The sequence below is a fragment of the Methylobacterium sp. P1-11 genome (genome assembly GCF_008329595.1).
Taxonomy (GTDB): domain Bacteria; phylum Pseudomonadota; class Alphaproteobacteria; order Rhizobiales; family Beijerinckiaceae; genus Methylobacterium.
This window is the reverse complement of the sequence record NZ_NPKS01000064.1, coordinates 1-17,581: the sequence shown is the minus strand read 5'-3', so window position 1 is coordinate 17,581 and position 17,581 is coordinate 1. Positions and strand designations below refer to the sequence as shown.

Below are 17,581 nucleotides of genomic sequence, written 5' to 3'. Positions count from 1 at the left end.
GGCGCAGATCGAGGAGACCACCTCGGACTACGACCGTGAGAAGCTGCAGGAGCGTCTGGCCAAGCTCGCGGGCGGCGTCGCGGTGATCCGCGTCGGCGGCGCGACCGAGGTCGAGGTCAAGGAGAAGAAGGACCGCGTCGACGACGCCCTTAACGCCACCCGCGCGGCGGTCGAGGAAGGCATCGTTCCCGGCGGCGGCGTCGCCCTCCTGCTCGCCAAGAAGGCGGTCGCCGAGCTGAAGTCCGAGATCCCGGATGTCCAGGCCGGCATCAAGATCGTCCTGAAGGCGCTTGAGGCCCCGATCCGTCAGATCGCCCAGAACGCGGGCGTCGAGGGCTCGATCGTGGTCGGCAAGATCACCGACAACGGCGGCTCGACCTTCGGCTTCAATGCCCAGACCGAAGAGTATGTCGACATGATCCAGGCCGGCATCGTCGACCCGGCCAAGGTGGTTCGCACCGCCCTGCAGGACGCCGCTTCCGTGGCCGGCCTGCTGGTGACCACCGAGGCGATGGTCGCCGACGCGCCGAAGAAGGACAGCCCTGCTCCGGCGATGCCGGGTGGCGGCATGGGCGGCATGGACTTCTAAGTCCACGCAACCCATCGAGACGAAGGAAGGGGGTCGCCGAAAGGCGGCCCCTTTTCCTTTGGCGATAGCGCTGCCCGATAGCGCGACGCCGTGCTCGGCCGGCAGTGGCCCAGCGAGCGGGCCTCGAGGCGCGCTCGGACACCGGCGAGCAAGGTAGTCCGGATGCGCTCGATTGACCGGAACGGAATATCGAAGTTCAGCCGGTGGCGGATTAGGTCTCGGATGCCGTCCTGATCGGGGTCCTCCCCGCCTGTCTAGATGAAGTCGAGGATCCCGGCATAGATCGCCGCGTGATCCGATGGGTCGGGATCCGCGGTAAGTACCAGCCGTCCACCGTGTATCCAGTCTTCGCGCAGGGCTGCGGACGCGTCGGCAGATGACGTCATGACCTGACCTCGCGGCTGTGCTTCGTGCGACAGCGGCAGCCGGATATCCGGCGCTTCAGCCTGCGATTGCGGACGCTCGACGTGGGCGCGACGCCAAGTCGGCGGCGCCCGATCCTGTCGCAGCGTCGAGAGGCGATCGAGGCCTTACACCGGAGATCGCGCACCTGCGCGTATCGGGCTTACCGGCCGTATCGGCCCTCGCGAGGCACACACCGTCGTGGCGAGCGCGGCGGGGCGACCGGGGCCGCGCAACGTCGGAGTCGTACCCCCGGCTCGCTACGACGCGTTCGCGGGCACGGCGGTTGGGCAGTGCTATGGAGCCGGTCGCAACAAACGGGCTGAAGCGCGGGCGACACATAAAAAACGGGACGGCTCGCGCCGTCCCGTTCAGAGGCCTATTTATCGGCCAAGAAAGATCGAAGCCAGTCGCTGGAGCAGGCCCCGCGGTGCGGGCGGAGGCTCGCTCTGCCCAGGACCGTCCCCGATCTAAGCGTTGGCGGCGAAGGGGTGCTGCGCGGAGTTGCGCTGCTCGGTGACCGTCGAAGCCTTCGGCTCGCCGTTGACGGCGCGCTGGATCGACAGCTTGGTCGCCTCGTAGTTGTACTTCTGGATCTTGGCGTCGTCGGCCGCCTCCCAGTGGATGAACACGCCGACCAGGATGTACAGGTCGTCGGCTTCGTCCGCCGGGATGATGCCCTCGGCCACCGCGTCCTGCACGGCCTTGGCAACGCCGTGCTGGGCCGGGCCGAACATCTGGACGGCCTGACGGGCGTCGTTGATGGTGACCTTGTTGAACATCAGGGTGTTCGGCTTGCACGGCAGGTTCGGCGCGATGACCGCGAGCAGGCTGGTGAAGCCGTGCTTGTTGTTCACGAGGCCGTTGCAGAAAGCCGTCTCGGCGGGCGAACCGCGCGGTCCGATGATGAGGTCGATGTGGGCGACCTCGTTGCCGTCGCCGACGAGCGCTTCGCCGACCTGAACCTTGGTGATCTTCGCCATTCGGTGTCTCTCCCTGGATTCCGAAATAGAGCCGCGCGCCGGGCGGTGCCGCGGCCGGGAAGCCATCCTTGTTATCGGCGCCCGACCATGCCGGCCGAGCCGGATGGGCCGAGCCGGTTGGGCCGGACAGCGCGGCGGACCCTACAGCGGGGCCCTGCGGCTCACAACCCGCGCAACGCCCTGACACGAAGGAATTTCTATCCCTTGGTCCGGGAACACCGGAACGTGCGCGCCGTTCATGCCAGTCGCGCGCCGGCGGCCGAAAGTGCGTCCCAGAACAGCGTTGCGACGGTGAAATCCGCGCTCGTGCCGGGATTGATGTTCCGCGCTTTCAGGGACGCGTCGAAAGCGAGCAGCTTGTCGATCGGGCGTGCGGCGAGGTCGATCCCGGTGAGACTGCACGCGGCTTCGTCCCGAATACGCTCTGCCAGGGCCGCGCCGTGCTTGCGGGCGATGTGGCTGTCGGGAACGGATCGGAGAAAAGCCAGATGGATCGCGGTCGTGCACCAGGTGGCGTCAAGTCCCGCGGCGCGGGCCTCCTCCAGGGCGGCGAGCCCGATCGCCGGCACGTCCGCGAAGTCCGTCACGTAGGCGCGGGCGATCCGGTCCCGACCAGCGGCCTCCGCCATGGCGTCGCGCAGGGAGCCGGGCGCGGCGTTCGTGACATCGTGCCGCTCGGCCTGTCCGAGGCCGCCCGGATTGGCGAGGCGGATCGCCGCGAAGACGGCCTCCGTATCCGCGCCGTCCAGGTCTTCGAGTACCGTCGCGACGGTCTGGTTTCGCTCCGCGGCGACAGCCAGGGGTGCGCAGAGGAGCAGGATGCCGAGATTTGTGTTCTGGCCTACCGCCGCCATCGTGGCGGCGACACCGTCGTGCACCCGTGCGCCGACCCCGTCGCCCGCCCGGGCGAGGGCCGGCGCCGAAACGTCGGCGCTCGTCATGAAATCCGCCAGCACCATACGGTGGCCGGCCGCGTAGGCGTGGACATTGCCGGGCTTGAGGGCGTCGAGCTCCGCGAGGCAGGCAGCCCGGTAGAGCGTGCCGATCAGAGCCGCGTCGAGGTCGCTCGCGCCCGGCCCAGTCATGCCACCACGAGCCGGGGGCGGCTGGCGCTGCGGGTCGCGGCGAGGAAGCCGCGCACCACCGCCGCGGCGATGTCGGTCTCGCACACGGTCTGGAGTCCCGACCAAGCCGGCATGGAATTGACCTCGAGGACCGAGAACCCGCCCTGCCCGTCCTCGACGAGGTCGACGCCGGAATAATCGACGCCGACCGCGGCGGCGGCCGCCTCGGCCAGTTCGGCTGCGGCGCGCGGCATCGCCCAGGGGAGTGGCCGGCCGCCCCTGTGGACGTTGGTGATCCAGCCGTCGCCCTCGCGGATCATGCCGGCGATCGCCCGGCCGTCGCAGACGAACACCCGGTAGTCGCGCCACAGGCCGTCCCGGCGCGGCACGTAGCGCTGGAGGTAGTAGACCCGCGCCACCGCCTCTTCGTCGGGCAGGTCCTCCGGGCGCTCGATCAGGGCGAGCCCCTCGCCCTGGGAGCCGAACAGCGGCTTCAGCACCAGCGGCGCGCCCGGCCGGGCCTCGGCGGCAACCAGGGTCGCGGCCGCCTCGCGCTTCGAGAACACCCAGGTCGCCGGCGTGGGCAGCCCGGCCCGGTCGATCAGAAGCGAGGTCGCCGCCTTGTCGACCGAGCGCTCGATCGCGGTCGGCGCGTTCCAGACGGTGACGCCGGCCGCCACCAGGGCGTGCAGCACGCCGAGACGCATCGTCGTCGCCTCGAAGGTGCCGCCCGCAATGGTCCGCATCAGGACGCCGTCCGGCAGGGCGTCCGGGAAGCCCGGCACCCGCAGGGGCTCGCCGCCGCCCGTCATCACGGCGACGTCGGCCAGCGAGAACAGCACCGGCTCGATGCCGCTCGCGCGCAGGGCCGCCAGCAGGCGGTTCTTGTGCCAAGTGCCGTTATCGGCCGCGAGCCCGATGCGCATGGGGGTCCTGATCGTCACGGGGCCGCCCGCCTCCGGGGCAGCCCAAGGTTCTGTCGTTTGGCGGATCGGACTGGGGCTCCCTCTGCCGCGCGGGAGGGGAGCCCGGCGTACCCTCAGGCGAAGGACGCGTCGACCAGCGTCGGCTCCAGGCGGCCGCCGCGGTAGGTGGCGCCGGAGCGCACCGACGTGACGATCGCCTCGGCCGGCGAAAACAGGGCGCCGTCGATCTTGTAGAAGTCGCCGTTCACCCGGGCGAAGATGTCGGCGAAGGGCGCGCCGTGGTCGCTCGACGTCGTCGAGGGCAGCTGCTCGGCGAGCTGCTTGGCGTCGGAATCGTCGGCATCCACGAAGAGCTGGACCCGCCCACCGTAGATGATCGCGTCGTTGGTCCGGCCCATGGCTTTGACGAAGTCCGGGTGCGGCGGCGACAGCGGCGCCGAGCCGATCCCGTCCACGATGGCGTGCAGATCGAAGCCGACTGTGTGGGCCTTGTGAAGGGCGACCTCGAGGACGCGGGCCACCACCTGGGTGGAGCCGGCGAGGCTCTGGGTCGGCGCGAAGATGAACGTCAGGTCCTCGGGCTTCACGCCGGAGGCTTCGGCGACCTTGGCGACGACGCTCTCCGGCGGTCCGCCCGCGGCTTCGAGCACGAGGGCGGTCTTGGTGGCGGAATCGCGGAAGCCGAGCTCCTGGTACAGGTCCTCGACGGCCGCCACCGCGCGGCCCGGGCCCGAGCCGAGGGCGAAGAATCCGGAATCGCCAGTCTCGTCCGCGAGGCTCCAGCCCGCGTACTGGCTGCCCAGGCAGGCGAGCACCGGGTCGGCGGAATGCACGGTCACCGAGTACGGCCAGGACGCGATCGGTCCGCTCGGCGCGATGGTGACGGTGCCGAGGCCACCGAGGCAGATCTCGGCGATGCGCCGCCCAGCCTCGATCGAGCCCCGCGCCTGCGCGCCGGCATCGACCATGCGGGCGCCGCCGGCGGCCTGCGACACGGTGAGCCGCAGCGTCGCGGCGTCGGCCACGAGCCGCTCGACCAGCGGGCCGGAGAGCGCGTTGATGCTGGGATAGGATTGGCTGGCACTCATGACGGGGCTTCCTCGGGGTGTGTTTTCTTCGCCGCGCAGACGGCCCGCAGGTTTGCCGTCCGCGTTTCCAACAGGGCGAGCACCTCCGCCCGGTCCGCGCCTTCGGCCAGCACCGTGCAGAGCGGCGCGTCGCGGCGGACCACCGTGCCTGGGCACGGGCGGTCGCGCACGCAGTCCGGCCAATCGAGGTCCGGCACAGGCGCAAGCTCACGGTCGGCGTAACAGATCTGTGCGGCCGCCGCACCCGCCGGATGCGCACCGAGATCTGGCATCGTGCCGAGACAGGCGGCGATGTGGGCCGCGAGCAGCGGCGTCCCGCGCCGGTCGAGGATGTCGAGCGTCGCGCCGGGCCTCGGGTTGACCTCGGTGAGCCACCAGTCGGCCCCGTCGACCAGCAGATCGGCGCTCGCGAGGCCGCGCAGACCCGTCGCGGCGACGATCCGCTCGGTCCCGGCGGCGACGGCCTCCACGATGCGGGCGGAAAGCGACGGGGATTCTCCGGTGCCGCGGGCCAGGGCGCCAGCATAGCGGAAGGGACGGATCGGCGACGGCGCGCACCATTGCTCGGTGACCGCGAGGATGTGGATCGTCCGCCCGTCGGCGAGGAAGTTCAGGGCATGCGGCCGCCCCGGCATGTGCGCCTGGAGGTAATGGCCTGCCGGCACGGTCGACCGGGACGCCGGCCGGATGTGGCTGCCGCCGGAGCCCCCGACCTGCTTGAGCAGCCAGGCCGTGGGATCCGGCGGCGGCTCGGTCGCCACGGCGGGATGCGGCACGCCGAGCCGCGCGCACAGGGCCGCGAAGGCCAGGGGATCCTTGAGGGCGGCGACGGTCCCGGCCGAGGCGCCGATCAGCCGGTGCCGCGCGGCGAGGCGCGCGATCAGGTCGGGCGCGTCCTCGAAGCCGCTGCCCAGGATCAGGCCGACCGGGCTCCCGGCTTGCGCGGCGAGATCGTCGAGCGCCGCCAGGGTGGCGTCGGCAGCGGGCGCGGTGCCGAAGCGACCGGGCAGCAGCCTGTAGGCCTCGGCCAAGGCTAGCGTGTCGGAATCGCCGAACAGGTCGGCGACGTAGGCGCGGAGTCCCGCGCGCCGCGCCGCCTCGGCCAGGGCGCGCCCGGCCTGCGCGGCGATCAGGACCGCATCCGCCATCGGAATCCGGTCCCGGAGCGGCCTAGCCGGCGATCTCCACGGCGAGCGCGTAGGCGTCGCGGAAGTCGAGGCACAGCGGCGTGTCGGAGGCGAGCATCCGGTCGAACAGGCGCCGCTGCGTCTGGTACTTCACGTTGCCGACCGCCAGCGCGCCGATGCCGACGCCCTTGCCGCTGGGCAGCGCGACGTCCACCGCGTTGACGTCGATCCCCGCGATGCCGGCGGGCGGAACGGCGTTGACGTCGGACGCGACGAGCAGCTTCGGCGCGGATTTCAGATCCTCCGCGGTGAGGATCGGGATGCCCGCCGGCCCGGCCGAGAGGATGACGTCGGCGTCGCGGATGGCGGCGCGGCGATCGTCGGGCGTCGTGCCGTCGACGGCGCCGACCTCGATGCCGAAGCGCCACTTCATCGTGAAGGCGATTTTCGAGACGCGCTCCTCGCCGTCATGGCCGACCAGCACGGTGGTGGCGCCCTGAAGGGCGCCGATCACCGCGGCCACGTAGGCAACGACGCCCGCGCCGCCGAAGATCACGATGCGCTTGCCTGTGAGGTCGGTGTTGAACTTCTGCCGCAGGGCGCGGGAGACCTGCGCCACCATGGCGGCGCCGGTGGTGAACGAGCCGGCCGGGTCGGCGAAGACGTGGTTCACGAAGGGCGGCACGAAGGCCTTCTTGGCGCGGTCGACCATGTCGAGGGCGTCCTCGGCGTTCTTGCCGCCGATGAAGATGCCCGTCCGCGTCCCGTCGGCCGGCGACCGCGAGAAGATCGAATCCTGGGTCAGCGAGACCACGTCGGCGAGGCTGACCTCGGTGTAGGTCATTACCGTCTCGAAGCCGGCATCCACGGCCATGTTCACGTCGAACGGGCTCATGTGCCGGAGCGGCGTCAGCATGTGGAGGATCGAGCGGGCCATGGAATCCTCGTGCAGCGCGCGACAGAGGCGCCTTACCCTCCGTCCAAACCCGGAGCGGTGCCCGGGGTCAAGCCCGGGGGCGGCCGGCTCACGCCGGACCGGTTACCGAAGCGCCACTGTTGCGGCCCCGGGCAATGACGAAGCGAAGGGGGCCGCCCCGGTCGAGGCTCGCCACCAGGGCGCGGGCCTCGGCCTCGGAGGGGACCAGCGCGAAGCCGGTCGGCCCCCAGGAGGACTGGCCGTAACCGGCTATGCCCTGCGCGGCGACGCTGGCGAGCGCCTCCGCCACCGCGGCGCTGGCGTAGCGGCCGCCCTGGTGGGGCGCGAAATGATCGCCGATCAGCGTCTGGATCCGGGTGATGCCGGCGCCGAAGCCCTGCGGTTCCGCCAGCGCGACGGCGGGCAGGACCTGCATCAGCGCGATCCGGCAGATCTCGGCCGCCTGCGCCTCGGGGAAGCGCGGCAGGTCGCGGAAGGCCTCGACCTCGCGCGTCCCGTGCACGCCGGCCATGCTCGGATCGAGGATCAGGACGATCCGCCAGGCCTCGGGATAGGGCAGGCGCGCGATGACCGGCGGCGGCCCGCCATCCGCGCCGCGACCGCCGTCGACGATCAGGCCGCCCTCCGTGAAGGCGCACAGGCCGACGCCGGACCGGTTGCCCCGGTCCAGTGTTGCCGCAAAGGCCTCCGCCGCGAAGGGCTCGCCGTTCAGGCGCGCCATCGCGGCCGCCACGGCGAGCGCGAGCTGCGTGCCCGAGCCGAACCCGGCATGGGCCGGGATCACCCGCTCGACATTGATGGCCACGTCCGCGCCGCGCCCGAGATGGGCAGCTGCGGCCTCGACATAGCCGCGCACACGTTCTGCCTCAGGACCCTCCACCGCTGGTCGCTCCGACCGGCGGGCGGTGAGTGCCAGGGATGGCGCATCGATGGCGAGACCGATGCTGCCGAAGCGGCGTCCGAGCCCGCCATGCAGGTCCAGAAATCCGAAATGCAGCCGCGCCGGCGCCTCGACCCGCACGGCGCCGTCCGCCGTCATCTCGTCTCGCTCGGGGACCTCGCCCAACACACTGTCCTCGAATCCCGCAGGCCCGGCGCATGCGCGGCGCGCTTTTCACACGTGGCTTTGGGTCGGGCAACGTGGACACGCGCGGATCGCGCCGCTGTCACGGCAATTCTCGGACCCAGAGCCAGTTCGTGCTCCCGCGTCGCCGCGTCTGCCCAGGCGGGCGGCTGCTATGGGAGAGCTCATCCTGGTCCGGTCCGGTCCGCACGCAGCGCCAGCGGAATGCGATCCGGGATCCAGCACGAGCGGTGGCAAAGCGGCAAACCGGTCCGCGCAATCCACTTCCCGACGTTCTTCGCCGCCGGACCCCCCTTGCCGCGGTGCGCGGATGAAGGCAAACCTAGGACCGCGACGGCGCGCCGAGTTTGCCGCCTGCCCGGACATGCCGGGCGGATGAGCCATTCCGATTCGGTGGGGAATCCTCGGGCTCGAGGGGCACCCGCTTCGTCCGGTCTTACGGCCGTCGCCCGCTCCGAAACCAAGCAAGAACGTTGCGAGAGGGAGCATGGCAGCCTGGGTGAAGGGTGGCGCGACGGACGCGGGCACCGCCATCGAGGCGGCCGCATCCCTGCTCGCCAAGGCGCGCGCGCCGGTGATCGCCGGCCTCAGCGCCGACGTGGCCGCGATCCGCGCGGCCTACGATCTCGCGGGGCGCATCGGCGCCTCCGTCGACACCGCCGGCTCGGCCGGCACCTACGCGGAACTCGGATCGCTGAGCCGGGTCGGGGCGCTGACCTCGACGCCGGCCGAAGCCGTCGGGCGCGCGGACGTGGTGCTGGTGGTGGGCGCCGCCCCCTGGCAGGCGCCGCTCCTGAAGCGCCTGATCGACGCCAAGCCGAGCCGCGGTCGCGCCGCCGGGTCGGAGCGCGCCGTGCTCGCCGTCGGCGCGAACGCCACCGCGTCGCTGTCCTGGCCGGCCGAGGGCGGGCTGACCGAGGCTGTCGGCGTGCTGCGCGCCCACGCCCGCGGCCACCTCGCCGGTGACGACCTTCCGGGCCAGATCGCCGCCCGGCTCGCCGCCGCGCAGTACGGCGTCCTACTCTACGACGCCGCCGAGCTCGGCGAGGTCGGCGTCGAGATGCTCCAGGGCCTCGCCATGGAGCTGAGCGAGACGACGCGCTGCTTCACCCTCGCGGTCGGCGGCACCGGCCAGGACCGGGCGGTGGTGCCGGTCTCAGCCTGGCTCACCGGGCAGGCGCCGCGCAGCGGATTCGGACGCCGCGTGCCCGAGCACGATCCCTGGCGTTTCGACGCCGCCCGGCAGGTCGCCGCCAGCGAGGTCGATGCCGTCCTGTGGCTCGGCGCCGTCCCGGTGTCGCGCCCGGACTGGCTGTCGAACGTCCCGTCCGTCGCGCTCGTCGCCGACGGCGAGGCGCAGGCCGCCGAGGTGGTGATCGCCGTCGGCCAGCCCGGCCGCGACCATGGCGGCGTGCTGTGGAACGAGCAGCGCGCCGCGCTGACCTTCTGGCCGGCCTCGGCGCCGTCGGATCTGCCGTCGGCCGCATCGGTGCTGGGCGCCCTCAAAGAACGCCTGGTCACGGGCCAAGCCGCGTCGAGGAGTGAACCCGCATGCTGAGCGTGATCCGGGGCGGGCGCGTCGTCGATCCGACCGCGTCCCGCGATTCCGTGGGCGACGTCTGGATCGAGGACGGCCGCGTCATCGATCCGCCGGGCCGCGAGCCCGACGCGGTGATCGACGCCGCGGGCTGCGTGGTGATGGCCGGCGGCGTCGAGGTGCACTCGCACATCGCCGGCGGCAACGTGATCACCTCGCGGCTGCTCCTGCCCGACCTCTACGTCAGCGAGGCGGCGCCCGACGGCCACCCCTTTGCCCATGCGGGCGGGGCGGCGGCCTGGATCGGCTCGACTTACGCGCGGATGGGCTACACCACGGCCGTCGAGCCGGCGATGCCGCCGACCCACGCCCTCGGCACGCAGCTCGAACTCGCCGACATCCCGCTGCTCGACCGCGGCGCGCTGACCGTGATGGGCAACGACGACCAGCTCCTGCAGCTCCTGCGCGAGCGCCAGGGCGGCAACGCCGTGCGCGACCTCGTCGCGCTGTCGGTGGCCCAGTCGCGCGGGCTCGGGGTGAAGTGCATCAACGCGGGCGGCGCCTCTGCCTTCAAGGACGGGGCGCTCCGCCTGTCGCTCGACGACGAGATCCCCTGCTACGGGCTCTCGACCCGGCAGATCATGGGCTCGCTCCTCGACGCGGTCGAGGAGATCGGCGTCCCGCACCCGCTGCACGTCCACTGCAACAACCTGGGCCTGCCCGGCGCCGACGACAGCTTCATGGCGACGCTGGACGCGGCGGAGGGACGGCGCATCCACTTCGCCCACGCCCAGTTCTACGCCTACGGCGCGGTCGACCCGGCCAATCCCGGCACCGGCGGCTTCCGCTCGGCCGCCGAGCGGATCGCGCAGGCGATCACCGACAACCCGAACGCGACCCTCGATATTGGGCAGGTCGTGTTCGGCCAGACCGTGACGGTGTCCCTCGACATCCTCCGCCAGTTCGCCGGCCGCAAGGGCGCCAAGCCGAAGAAATGGGTCGTGAACGCGGGCGACGCCGAGGGCGGCGGCGTGGTGCCGTTCCTGTACCGGCCCCGGGGCCCGACCAGCTCGCTGCAATGGGCGATCGGCCTGGAAATCATGCTGCTCTCCACCGACCCGGAGCGGACGATCCTGACCACCGACCACCCGAACGGCGGTCCGTTCACCCAGTACCCCCGCATCATCCACCTGCTGATGGACAAGTCGGAGCGTGACCGCGAGATCGCGACTTTGCCGAGCGTGGTCGGCGAACGCTCGAGCCTCCCGGGGCTGGAGCGCGAGTACACGCTCTCGGAGATCGCGCAGCTGACCCGGTCCGGGCCGGCGAAGCTCCTCGGCCTCGCCGACCGCGGCCACCTGCGGGCCGGCGCCCGGGCTGACGTCGCGGTCTACCGCGACGACACCGACCGCACCGCGATGTTCACAGCCGCCAAGCTCGTCCTGAAGGACGGCGTTCCGATCGTCGAGGACGGCGAGGTCGTGGACTGGCGCTCCGGACGCACGCTGTCGCTGACCGTCGAGTCCGACAAGGCCATGGCGAAGCGGGCTGACACCTACCTCACGGAGCGGTTCGGCGAAGGTCTCGACAGCTTCGCCGTGCCCGACGCGGCCTTCGGCGAGGGGGCGGAGAATTTCGAGGCGGTGCCATGCCGGGTGTGATCAGCGGGGCGAGCCGCGGGAAGAACGATGTCTGACCTCACCCTCAACGGCATCCCGGTCGTCGACACCTTCGCGGAGGCGTTCGACGTGGCCGGCACGGCCATCATCGTCACGAACGACACCGCCAAGTGGGCGATGATCGCCGCGACCACGATGACGGGCTTCGCCACCTCGGTGATCGGCTGCGGCGCCGAGGCCGGCATCGACGCCGAGCTGTCGCCGGAGAAGACTCCGGACGGGCGGCCGGGCGTGCGCATCCTGCTGTTCGGCTTCGAGCCGAACGGCCTCAAGGACCAGCTGATCAAGCGCGTCGGCCAGTGCATCCTCACCTGCCCGGGCACCGCCTGCTATGCGGGCGTCGACGGGCCGACCAAGATCAAGCTCGGCGGCGCGATCCGCTATTTCGGCGACGGCTTCGCGGTGGCCAAGCGCCTGCCCGACGCCGCCGGCAAGGCCCGCCGCTACTGGCGCATCCCGGTGATGGACGGCGAGTTCCTCTGCGAGGATTCGGTCCGGGCCGTCGACGGCGCGGTCGGCGGCGGCAACCTGCTGTTCCTCGGGCGCAACCACGCCGAGACGCTGAAGGTCGCCGAGATCGCAGTGGAGGCCGCCAAGGCGGTGCCGGGCGCGATCCTGCCGTTCCCGGGCGGCATCGTCCGCTCCGGCTCCAAGGTCGGCGGCCGGACGAAGGGCATGATGGCATCGACCAACGACGCCTATTGCCCGACCCTCAAGGGCCGCGCCGGCTCGGCGCTCCCGGCCGAGTGCGGCGTGGTGCTGGAGATCGTGATCGACGCCCTCACCTCGCAGGGCGTGTCCGACTCGATGCGCGCCGGCCTGCACGCCGCCACGGAGATCGGCGGCAAGCACGGGCTGATCGCCGTGACGGCCGGCAATTACGGCGGCAATCTCGGCCGCCACCACTACCATCTGCGCGACCTGATCGCGCGCGACGACGCCAAGCTGGAGGGCTGAGCCGTGAGCACCCTCACCCTGCGCGCGGCCCCGCCCGAGCGGCTGGACCTCCTGAACATCAACCCGCTCGCCCTGAGTCGCTTGTCCCAGGGCGAGGCCGAGCGCCTCGAGATCGGCACGACCCGGACCGGCGTGCGTCTCGGTGACTGCTTCGCGGTCGCGCTCGACAGGTCCGACACCCTGACCATCGAGGGCGGCCACGAGCGCCTCGACCGGGTCGGCGCGTCGCTGTCCGAGGGCACGATACGGGTCGCCGGCGATGTCGGCCAGCGCCTCGGCGCCGGCATGGCGGGCGGCAGCCTGATCGTCGCCGGCAATGCCGGGCCCTACGCGGCCACCGGCGCCACCGGCGGCACGATCACCGTCGAGGGCGATGCCGGAGACCATGCCGGCGGTGCGGTCTATGCCGCGAAGGCCGGCCTCGACGGTGCGACGCTGATCATCCGCGGCGCGGCCGGCGCGCATCTCGGCGACCGGATGCGGCGCGGGACGATCGTGACCGGGCGCGCGGGCGCCTTCGCGGGCTCGCGCATGATCGCCGGCACCCTCGCGGCGCTCGCGGTCGGCGACCATCCCGGCTTCGGCATGCGCCGCGGGACGCTCCTCGTCGGCACGCACGGCCGGATGTCGCCCACTTTCGTGGAGACCGGGACCCACGACCTCGTGTTCCTGAGGCTGCTGGCCACGGCTCTGCGGAGCCTGAGTGCCGAGCACGCCGACCTCCTCGGCAAGCCGCTGCGCCGCTATTCCGGCGATCTCGCGACGATCGCCAAGGGCGAGATCTGGGTCGCGGCCTGACGCCGCCTGGGCAAGGGGCGCGGGGCCGTCCTATGCTCCCCGACAAGCCGGCCCGTTCGAGGCCGGCAGCCCGGGGAGGCGCCCATGCTTCTGCTGCTGTCGATCTGTCTCGTCGCCCAGCCCTCGACCTGCCGCGAGGACCGGATCGAGATGTCCTTCGAGAAATCGAGCCCCTTCGTGTGCCTGCGCAACTCGCAGAGCGCGCTCGCGACCTGGCAGGCCGAGCATCCCGAGTGGCACGTGGAGCGGTGGCGCTGCGCCGCCAAGGGAAGCCTGCCGAAGGACCTGTGACGCGAGCTTGGTTCGGCGCCCCGGCGGTGCCATGCTCGGGTTCGCCCGGGGAGCGGGATTGAGGGCGGGACAGGGACGATGCGCTCGCTGAAGGTCCGCTTCGCGCTGCTGCTCGGCGGCACCGCCATCGTGGTGGTGCTGGCCGCGGCGGCCGCGCTGGCGGCGATCGGGGCAGCGGAGCGGACCGTCGACCGAACTCTCGAGGCCCAGCGACGGCTCGAACTGCTGGCCGAGCTGTCCGGCCGGCTCACGCAGTTCGGTCTCGCGGCCGTGGAGACGGTCGGCAATCCCGATGGCCAGCCCGAGGCGATGGCGATCGCCCGCGACAATGCCGACCGCGCCCTGACCACCGTGGACGAGGCGCTCGCCAAGAGCTTCCCGCCGAGCGACGACCCAGCCGACCGGATGCAGTACGCTGCCCGCACGCGCCCCATGGCGCAGTTGCGCGCGGCCCGCGCCGTGCTCGACCGGCAGGTGGCGCTGATCAGCCGCCAGACGGAACCGGAGCGGCGCCAGGACGCGATCAAGGGCGCGCTCAACGGCTTCGGCGCCATGACCGGCCAGCCCCTGTCGTTCCTTATCGAGGCTGAGCGGCGCAGCATGGCCCTCGGCTCCGAGCAGGCCCGGGCGCTGTCGGCACGCCTGCGCCTCGCCGCCGCCGCCGCGGTGGCGGCCGCCCTCGTGTTGCTGGCGATCCTCTACCGGGGCGTCACACGGCCGACCCTGGCCCGCATTGAGGAGGTCCGCCGGGCCGCGAGCGCCATCGGCCACGGCGCCCTCGATACGCGCCTCTCGGTTGCCACGCGGGACGAGCTCGGCCTGCTGATGACCAACGTCAACCGCATGGCCGCTCGGCTGGCACGGAGGGAATCGCGCGTCGCGGCCGACCGGGCGGCGCTGGAGGACACCGTCGCGGCGCGCACTGCCGACCTGCGCGCCGCCAACGCCCGGCTGGAGGCCGTCGATCAGTCCCGCCGCCGCTTCTTCGCCGATGTCAGCCACGAGCTGCGCACGCCCCTGACGGTGATCCTGGGCGAGTGCGACCTCGCCCTGCGCGGCGCGTCCCGGGGCGCCGATCCGGAGCCTGTCTTCGCGACGATCAAGAAGCGGGCGCAGCGCCTCAAGCTGCGCGTCGAGGACCTTCTCCGCGTCGCCCGCTCGGAATCCGGCGAGATCGCGTTCGACAAGCGCCGTCTGGGGCTCGCCCAGGTCCTCGCGGAGGCAGTGGACAACATGAGCTCCGAGGCGGCGCGTCGCCGGGTCGGCCTCGCCCTCGATCCCGGCACCGCGGACGTCGAGAGCCTTGCCGACCGCGAGTGGCTGCGCCAGACAGTCGAGAGTCTCATCGACAACGCGCTCCGCCATGCCACCGGCCTCACGCGGGTCGAGGTCGCCCTTGCGGCAGGCCCGGGGCCGCTCGGACGGATCACCGTCACGGATGACGGTCCCGGCTTCGGCGCGTCCGAGGACGCGCTGTTCGAGCGCTTCAAGCGCGGCTCCGGCGCCGGACCGGACGAGACCGGGTTCGGCATCGGGCTCGCCCTGGCGCGGTGGATCGTCGAGCAGCACGGCGGCACGATCCGGCTCGGCCCTGGGCCGGACGGGCGCGGGGCCCGGGTCACCCTGGACATCCCGGCCTGCGATCCGGCATGGGAAACGGGTCCGATCGACGGCGCAGCCGTCGGCGCCCCGGTGAAGGAGACGGCCGCATGACGCGGATCCTGATCGTCGAGGACGATATCGACATCCGCGGCCTCCTGGCTCGGGGCCTCGAAGCCGAGGGATTCGAGGTCGGGACGGCGGCCTGCGTGGACGAGGCGCTGAAGGCTGCCCACGATCCGGCCCCTGGCGCCGTGCTCCTCGACATCAATCTCCCGGACGGTTCGGGCCACGACGTCTGCCGGTCGCTGCGGGAGGGCGGCTTCCCCGGAGCGATCCTGTTCCTCTCCGCCCGGGACGAGATCCGCGACCGGGCCGAAGGCCTTGCGCTCGGCGCCGACGACTACATCATCAAGCCCTTCGAGTTCGACGAGCTGGTCGCGCGCCTGCGGACCCATCTGATGCGGCGCGAGCAGGCGGAGGCGCCGCGCTCGCGCATCACCGTAGGCAAGCTGATGCTCGACCTCGAGACCCGGCAGGCGAGCTGCGGCGAGGCCAGCGCCCGCCTCACACCCCGCGAGGCCGACCTCCTCGCCATGCTGATGGAGAATATCGGCAAACCGGTCTCCCGCGCGGACATCTTCGACCGGCTCTGGGCGAGCCAGGGCGGGCTCTCCCTCAACGTGGTCGATGTCTATATCGGCTATCTGCGCTCAAAGATGGCCGATTTCGTACGCTACGGCGGTCCGGGCCTCGTCACCGTGCGGGGCAAAGGATTCATGCTTGAACTGCGCGGTCCCGACTTCCGCCAGTGAGCCACTGTACTTTAGTCGCAGCGCGGTCCGTTTCGCGATGGTTTTCGGGCGTTTAGGTAGTCTCTCACGAAAAATTTGGGAGGATCCGGCAACTTAGTGCTTGAAGCCCGCGCGTGAATCGTCGATACCTCTCTTGCGCCGGAAATGAGAGCGCCATCAGTGTCTTAGGGTCCTCTTAGGAACCGCGTGACGCTCGGTGAAGATATCGCCTGAGGAGAAACACCATGAAGTGGGCTGCCCCGATCGTGTCTGAGATCTGCGTCGGCATGGAAGTGACGAGCTACGAGTCGGCCGAGATCGACACCTTCAACTGAGTTTTACGGGCCGGGGATCTCGGGAGCCGCACCATGCGCGTCGTGATCCTCGGTTCCGCGGCCGGCGGCGGCCTTCCCCAGTGGAATTGCCGCTGCCCCATCTGCACGCTGGCGCGGTCCGAGCCGGACCGGGTGCGGCCCCGGACGCAGTCGAGCATCGCGATCTCCGCGGACGGGTCGGATTGGCTGCTGATCAACGCCTCGCCAGATATCCGGCAACAGCTCTTCGACAATCCGCAGATGCATCCGCGCGAGGGCCTGCGCCACTCGCCGATCCGCGCCGTCCTCCTGACCAACGGCGACGTCGATCATGTCGCGGGTCTCCTGACTCTGCGCGAAGGTCAGCCCTACACCCTCTATGGCACGCGCGGGATCCTTGATTCGGTCAACGCCAACCGCGTCTTCGACGTGATGGCCGAGGGCGTCGTCGGCCGGCAGCCGATTGGCATGGACGAGCGCTTCGAGCCCCTCCCTGGCCTGTCGGTCACCCTCTTCCCGGTGCCCGGCAAGGTGCCGCTTTGGCTGGAGGACGAGTCCATGGAGATCGGCGCCGAGACTGAGACCACGGTCGGTGCCCTCATCGAGGCCGGCGGGCGCCGCCTTGCCTACATCCCCGGCTGTGCCCGGGTGACCGATGGACTGCGCGCGCGGATCGCCGGCGTGGACGCGCTGCTATTCGACGGGACCGTCCTGCACGACGACGACATGATCCGGGCCGGCGTCGGCACCAAGACCGGCTGGCGCATGGGCCACGTACCGATGCGTGGCGAGAACGGTTCGATCGAGGCCCTGGCCGCGGTCGAGCTCGGGCGCCGCATCTTCGTCCATATCAACAACACCAACCCGGTTCTCGTCGAAGGATCGCGGGAACGGGCGGATGTCGAGGCGGCCGGCTGGACCGTGGCGCACGACGGGCTGAGCCTGTCGCTCTAGAACGCCGCGTCGGGGCCTGCCGGAGCGCCGCGCCGCGGCCATATGCGCGACGGACCGCCGCCGGCGACGGTTGGGTGCCGGGGGGACCAGCACTATATCGTGGTTGAGCCCGGACAGTCGCCCCGCGGACGAGGGCGGGATCGGAATACAGGAAACGCGACCTGAGGACGGACGCCGGACACGCCATGAACGCCATCTTTCCGACCCCCGACGCCGCCGACAGCCAGCGTCTCCTGAGTCCCGAAGAGCTGGAGGCGGCCCTGCGCGACATCGGTGCGCGCCGCTACCACAACCTGCACCCGTTCCACCGGCTGCTACACGACGGCAAGTTGTCGAAAGATCAGGTCCGCGCCTGGGCACTGAACCGCTACTACTACCAGGCGATGATCCCGGTGAAGGACGCCGCCGTGCTGGCGCGCATGACCGACGCGTCGCTGCGGCGGATCTGGCGCCAGCGC

General features: G+C 71.5%; 18 protein-coding genes and 1 pseudogene. 11 read left to right on the top strand and 8 right to left on the bottom strand.

Translation table 11 applies throughout. The features are described 5' to 3' along the window. Positions 1-589 (top strand): TCP-1/cpn60 chaperonin family protein (locus CIW48_RS32125; RefSeq protein ID WP_281407421.1); only part of this gene is annotated, 589 nt, incomplete at its 5' end. Positions 590-843: 254 nt separating this feature from the next. Here the strand turns inward: CIW48_RS32125 and CIW48_RS34670 are convergent. The 8 genes from CIW48_RS34670 to CIW48_RS32090 form a co-directional block, all read right to left on the bottom strand. Then, the gene (locus tag CIW48_RS34670) at positions 844-975 is read right to left on the bottom strand and encodes a hypothetical protein (RefSeq protein WP_281407419.1); all 132 of its coding nucleotides are present in this window, start codon (positions 973-975) and stop codon (positions 844-846) included. Between the two features lie 486 nt (positions 976-1,461). After that, positions 1,462-1,974 carry a 5,6,7,8-tetrahydromethanopterin hydro-lyase gene (fae, locus tag CIW48_RS32120; RefSeq protein WP_012317540.1) on the bottom strand — a complete coding sequence of 171 codons (513 nt, stop codon included), beginning with the start codon at positions 1,972-1,974 and terminating at the stop codon, positions 1,462-1,464. Between the two features lie 236 nt (positions 1,975-2,210). Beyond that, entirely contained in the window at positions 2,211-3,059 is an 849-nt protein-coding gene (locus CIW48_RS32115; protein WP_149314401.1) for a triphosphoribosyl-dephospho-CoA synthase, read from the bottom strand. Then, complete coding sequence (locus CIW48_RS32110) at positions 3,056-3,964, bottom strand: RimK family alpha-L-glutamate ligase (protein ID WP_149314402.1); 909 nt, start codon at positions 3,962-3,964, stop codon at positions 3,056-3,058. Before CIW48_RS32110 ends, CIW48_RS32115 begins: the two co-directional genes overlap by 4 nt. A 113-nt stretch (positions 3,965-4,077) precedes the next feature. Continuing rightward, positions 4,078-5,052, bottom strand: coding sequence for a methenyltetrahydromethanopterin cyclohydrolase (gene mch, locus CIW48_RS32105; protein ID WP_149314400.1), 975 nt, complete (start codon positions 5,050-5,052; stop codon positions 4,078-4,080). After that, on the bottom strand, positions 5,049-6,200 hold the full coding sequence (locus tag CIW48_RS32100; RefSeq protein WP_149314399.1) for an ATP-grasp domain-containing protein: 1,152 nt from the start codon (positions 6,198-6,200) through the stop codon (positions 5,049-5,051). Before CIW48_RS32100 ends, mch begins: the two co-directional genes overlap by 4 nt. Positions 6,201-6,222: 22 nt before the next feature. Next, positions 6,223-7,116, bottom strand: a complete 894-nt coding sequence (locus CIW48_RS32095; RefSeq protein ID WP_149314398.1) for an NAD(P)-dependent methylenetetrahydromethanopterin dehydrogenase — start codon at positions 7,114-7,116, stop codon at positions 6,223-6,225. Positions 7,117-7,204: 88 nt separating this feature from the next. Next, complete coding sequence (locus CIW48_RS32090; protein ID WP_149314397.1) at positions 7,205-8,182, bottom strand: beta-ribofuranosylaminobenzene 5'-phosphate synthase family protein; 978 nt, start codon at positions 8,180-8,182, stop codon at positions 7,205-7,207. 505 nt (positions 8,183-8,687) lie between these two features. Between CIW48_RS32090 and CIW48_RS32085 the strand changes: the two genes are divergently transcribed. The 10 genes and pseudogenes from CIW48_RS32085 to CIW48_RS32040 all read left to right on the top strand — a co-directional run. Continuing rightward, positions 8,688-9,758 (top strand): formyltransferase, encoded by a 1,071-nt coding sequence (locus CIW48_RS32085; RefSeq protein ID WP_149314396.1) that lies wholly within the window; start codon positions 8,688-8,690, stop codon positions 9,756-9,758. Next, positions 9,752-11,398 (top strand): formylmethanofuran dehydrogenase subunit A, encoded by a 1,647-nt coding sequence (locus CIW48_RS32080; RefSeq protein ID WP_149314395.1) that lies wholly within the window; start codon positions 9,752-9,754, stop codon positions 11,396-11,398. The genes CIW48_RS32085 and CIW48_RS32080 overlap by 7 nt, the downstream gene beginning before the upstream one ends. A gap of 27 nt (positions 11,399-11,425) precedes the next feature. Continuing rightward, positions 11,426-12,373, top strand: a complete 948-nt coding sequence (gene fhcD, locus CIW48_RS32075) for a formylmethanofuran--tetrahydromethanopterin N-formyltransferase (protein WP_149314394.1) — start codon at positions 11,426-11,428, stop codon at positions 12,371-12,373. A gap of 3 nt (positions 12,374-12,376) precedes the next feature. Next, positions 12,377-13,171 (top strand): formylmethanofuran dehydrogenase subunit C, encoded by a 795-nt coding sequence (locus tag CIW48_RS32070; protein WP_149314393.1) that lies wholly within the window; start codon positions 12,377-12,379, stop codon positions 13,169-13,171. Positions 13,172-13,255: 84 nt separating this feature from the next. Beyond that, positions 13,256-13,462, top strand: coding sequence for a hypothetical protein (locus CIW48_RS32065; RefSeq protein WP_149314392.1), 207 nt, complete (start codon positions 13,256-13,258; stop codon positions 13,460-13,462). Between the two features lie 78 nt (positions 13,463-13,540). Then, positions 13,541-15,175, top strand: a complete 1,635-nt coding sequence (locus CIW48_RS32060; RefSeq protein ID WP_149314391.1) for an ATP-binding protein — start codon at positions 13,541-13,543, stop codon at positions 15,173-15,175. Then, the gene (locus CIW48_RS32055) at positions 15,172-15,876 is read left to right on the top strand and encodes a response regulator transcription factor (RefSeq protein WP_149314390.1); all 705 of its coding nucleotides are present in this window, start codon (positions 15,172-15,174) and stop codon (positions 15,874-15,876) included. The genes CIW48_RS32060 and CIW48_RS32055 overlap by 4 nt, the downstream gene beginning before the upstream one ends. Positions 15,877-16,100: 224 nt before the next feature. Beyond that, entirely contained in the window at positions 16,101-16,190 is a 90-nt protein-coding gene (pqqA, locus tag CIW48_RS32050) for a pyrroloquinoline quinone precursor peptide PqqA (RefSeq protein WP_012317526.1), read from the top strand. A gap of 33 nt (positions 16,191-16,223) precedes the next feature. Beyond that, positions 16,224-17,123, top strand: coding sequence for a pyrroloquinoline quinone biosynthesis protein PqqB (gene pqqB / locus CIW48_RS32045; RefSeq protein ID WP_149314389.1), 900 nt, complete (start codon positions 16,224-16,226; stop codon positions 17,121-17,123). A gap of 185 nt (positions 17,124-17,308) precedes the next feature. Then, a pseudogene (locus CIW48_RS32040) lies at positions 17,309-17,581 on the top strand (bifunctional pyrroloquinoline quinone biosynthesis protein C/D); the annotation flags it as partial.

Bases quoted from the DNA above. Each gene is read 5' to 3' on its own strand.
- CIW48_RS32115 (WP_149314401.1), bottom strand. From the start codon at position 3,059: ATGACTGGGCCGGGCGCGAGCGACCTCGACGCGGCTCTGATCGGCACG.
- fae (WP_012317540.1), bottom strand. From the start codon at position 1,974: ATGGCGAAGATCACCAAGGTTCAGGTCGGCGAAGCGCTCGTCGGCGAC.
- fhcD (WP_149314394.1), top strand. From the start codon at position 11,426: ATGTCTGACCTCACCCTCAACGGCATCCCGGTCGTCGACACCTTCGCG.
- mch (WP_149314400.1), bottom strand. From the start codon at position 5,052: ATGAGTGCCAGCCAATCCTATCCCAGCATCAACGCGCTCTCCGGCCCG.
- CIW48_RS32085 (WP_149314396.1), top strand. From the start codon at position 8,688: ATGGCAGCCTGGGTGAAGGGTGGCGCGACGGACGCGGGCACCGCCATC.
- CIW48_RS34670 (WP_281407419.1), bottom strand. From the start codon at position 975: ATGACGTCATCTGCCGACGCGTCCGCAGCCCTGCGCGAAGACTGGATA.
- CIW48_RS32060 (WP_149314391.1), top strand. From the start codon at position 13,541: ATGCGCTCGCTGAAGGTCCGCTTCGCGCTGCTGCTCGGCGGCACCGCC.
- CIW48_RS32110 (WP_149314402.1), bottom strand. From the start codon at position 3,964: ATGCGCATCGGGCTCGCGGCCGATAACGGCACTTGGCACAAGAACCGC.
- CIW48_RS32080 (WP_149314395.1), top strand. From the start codon at position 9,752: ATGCTGAGCGTGATCCGGGGCGGGCGCGTCGTCGATCCGACCGCGTCC.
- CIW48_RS32100 (WP_149314399.1), bottom strand. From the start codon at position 6,200: ATGGCGGATGCGGTCCTGATCGCCGCGCAGGCCGGGCGCGCCCTGGCC.
- pqqA (WP_012317526.1), top strand. From the start codon at position 16,101: ATGAAGTGGGCTGCCCCGATCGTGTCTGAGATCTGCGTCGGCATGGAA.
- CIW48_RS32095 (WP_149314398.1), bottom strand. From the start codon at position 7,116: ATGGCCCGCTCGATCCTCCACATGCTGACGCCGCTCCGGCACATGAGC.
- CIW48_RS32055 (WP_149314390.1), top strand. From the start codon at position 15,172: ATGACGCGGATCCTGATCGTCGAGGACGATATCGACATCCGCGGCCTC.
- CIW48_RS32065 (WP_149314392.1), top strand. From the start codon at position 13,256: ATGCTTCTGCTGCTGTCGATCTGTCTCGTCGCCCAGCCCTCGACCTGC.
- pqqB (WP_149314389.1), top strand. From the start codon at position 16,224: ATGCGCGTCGTGATCCTCGGTTCCGCGGCCGGCGGCGGCCTTCCCCAG.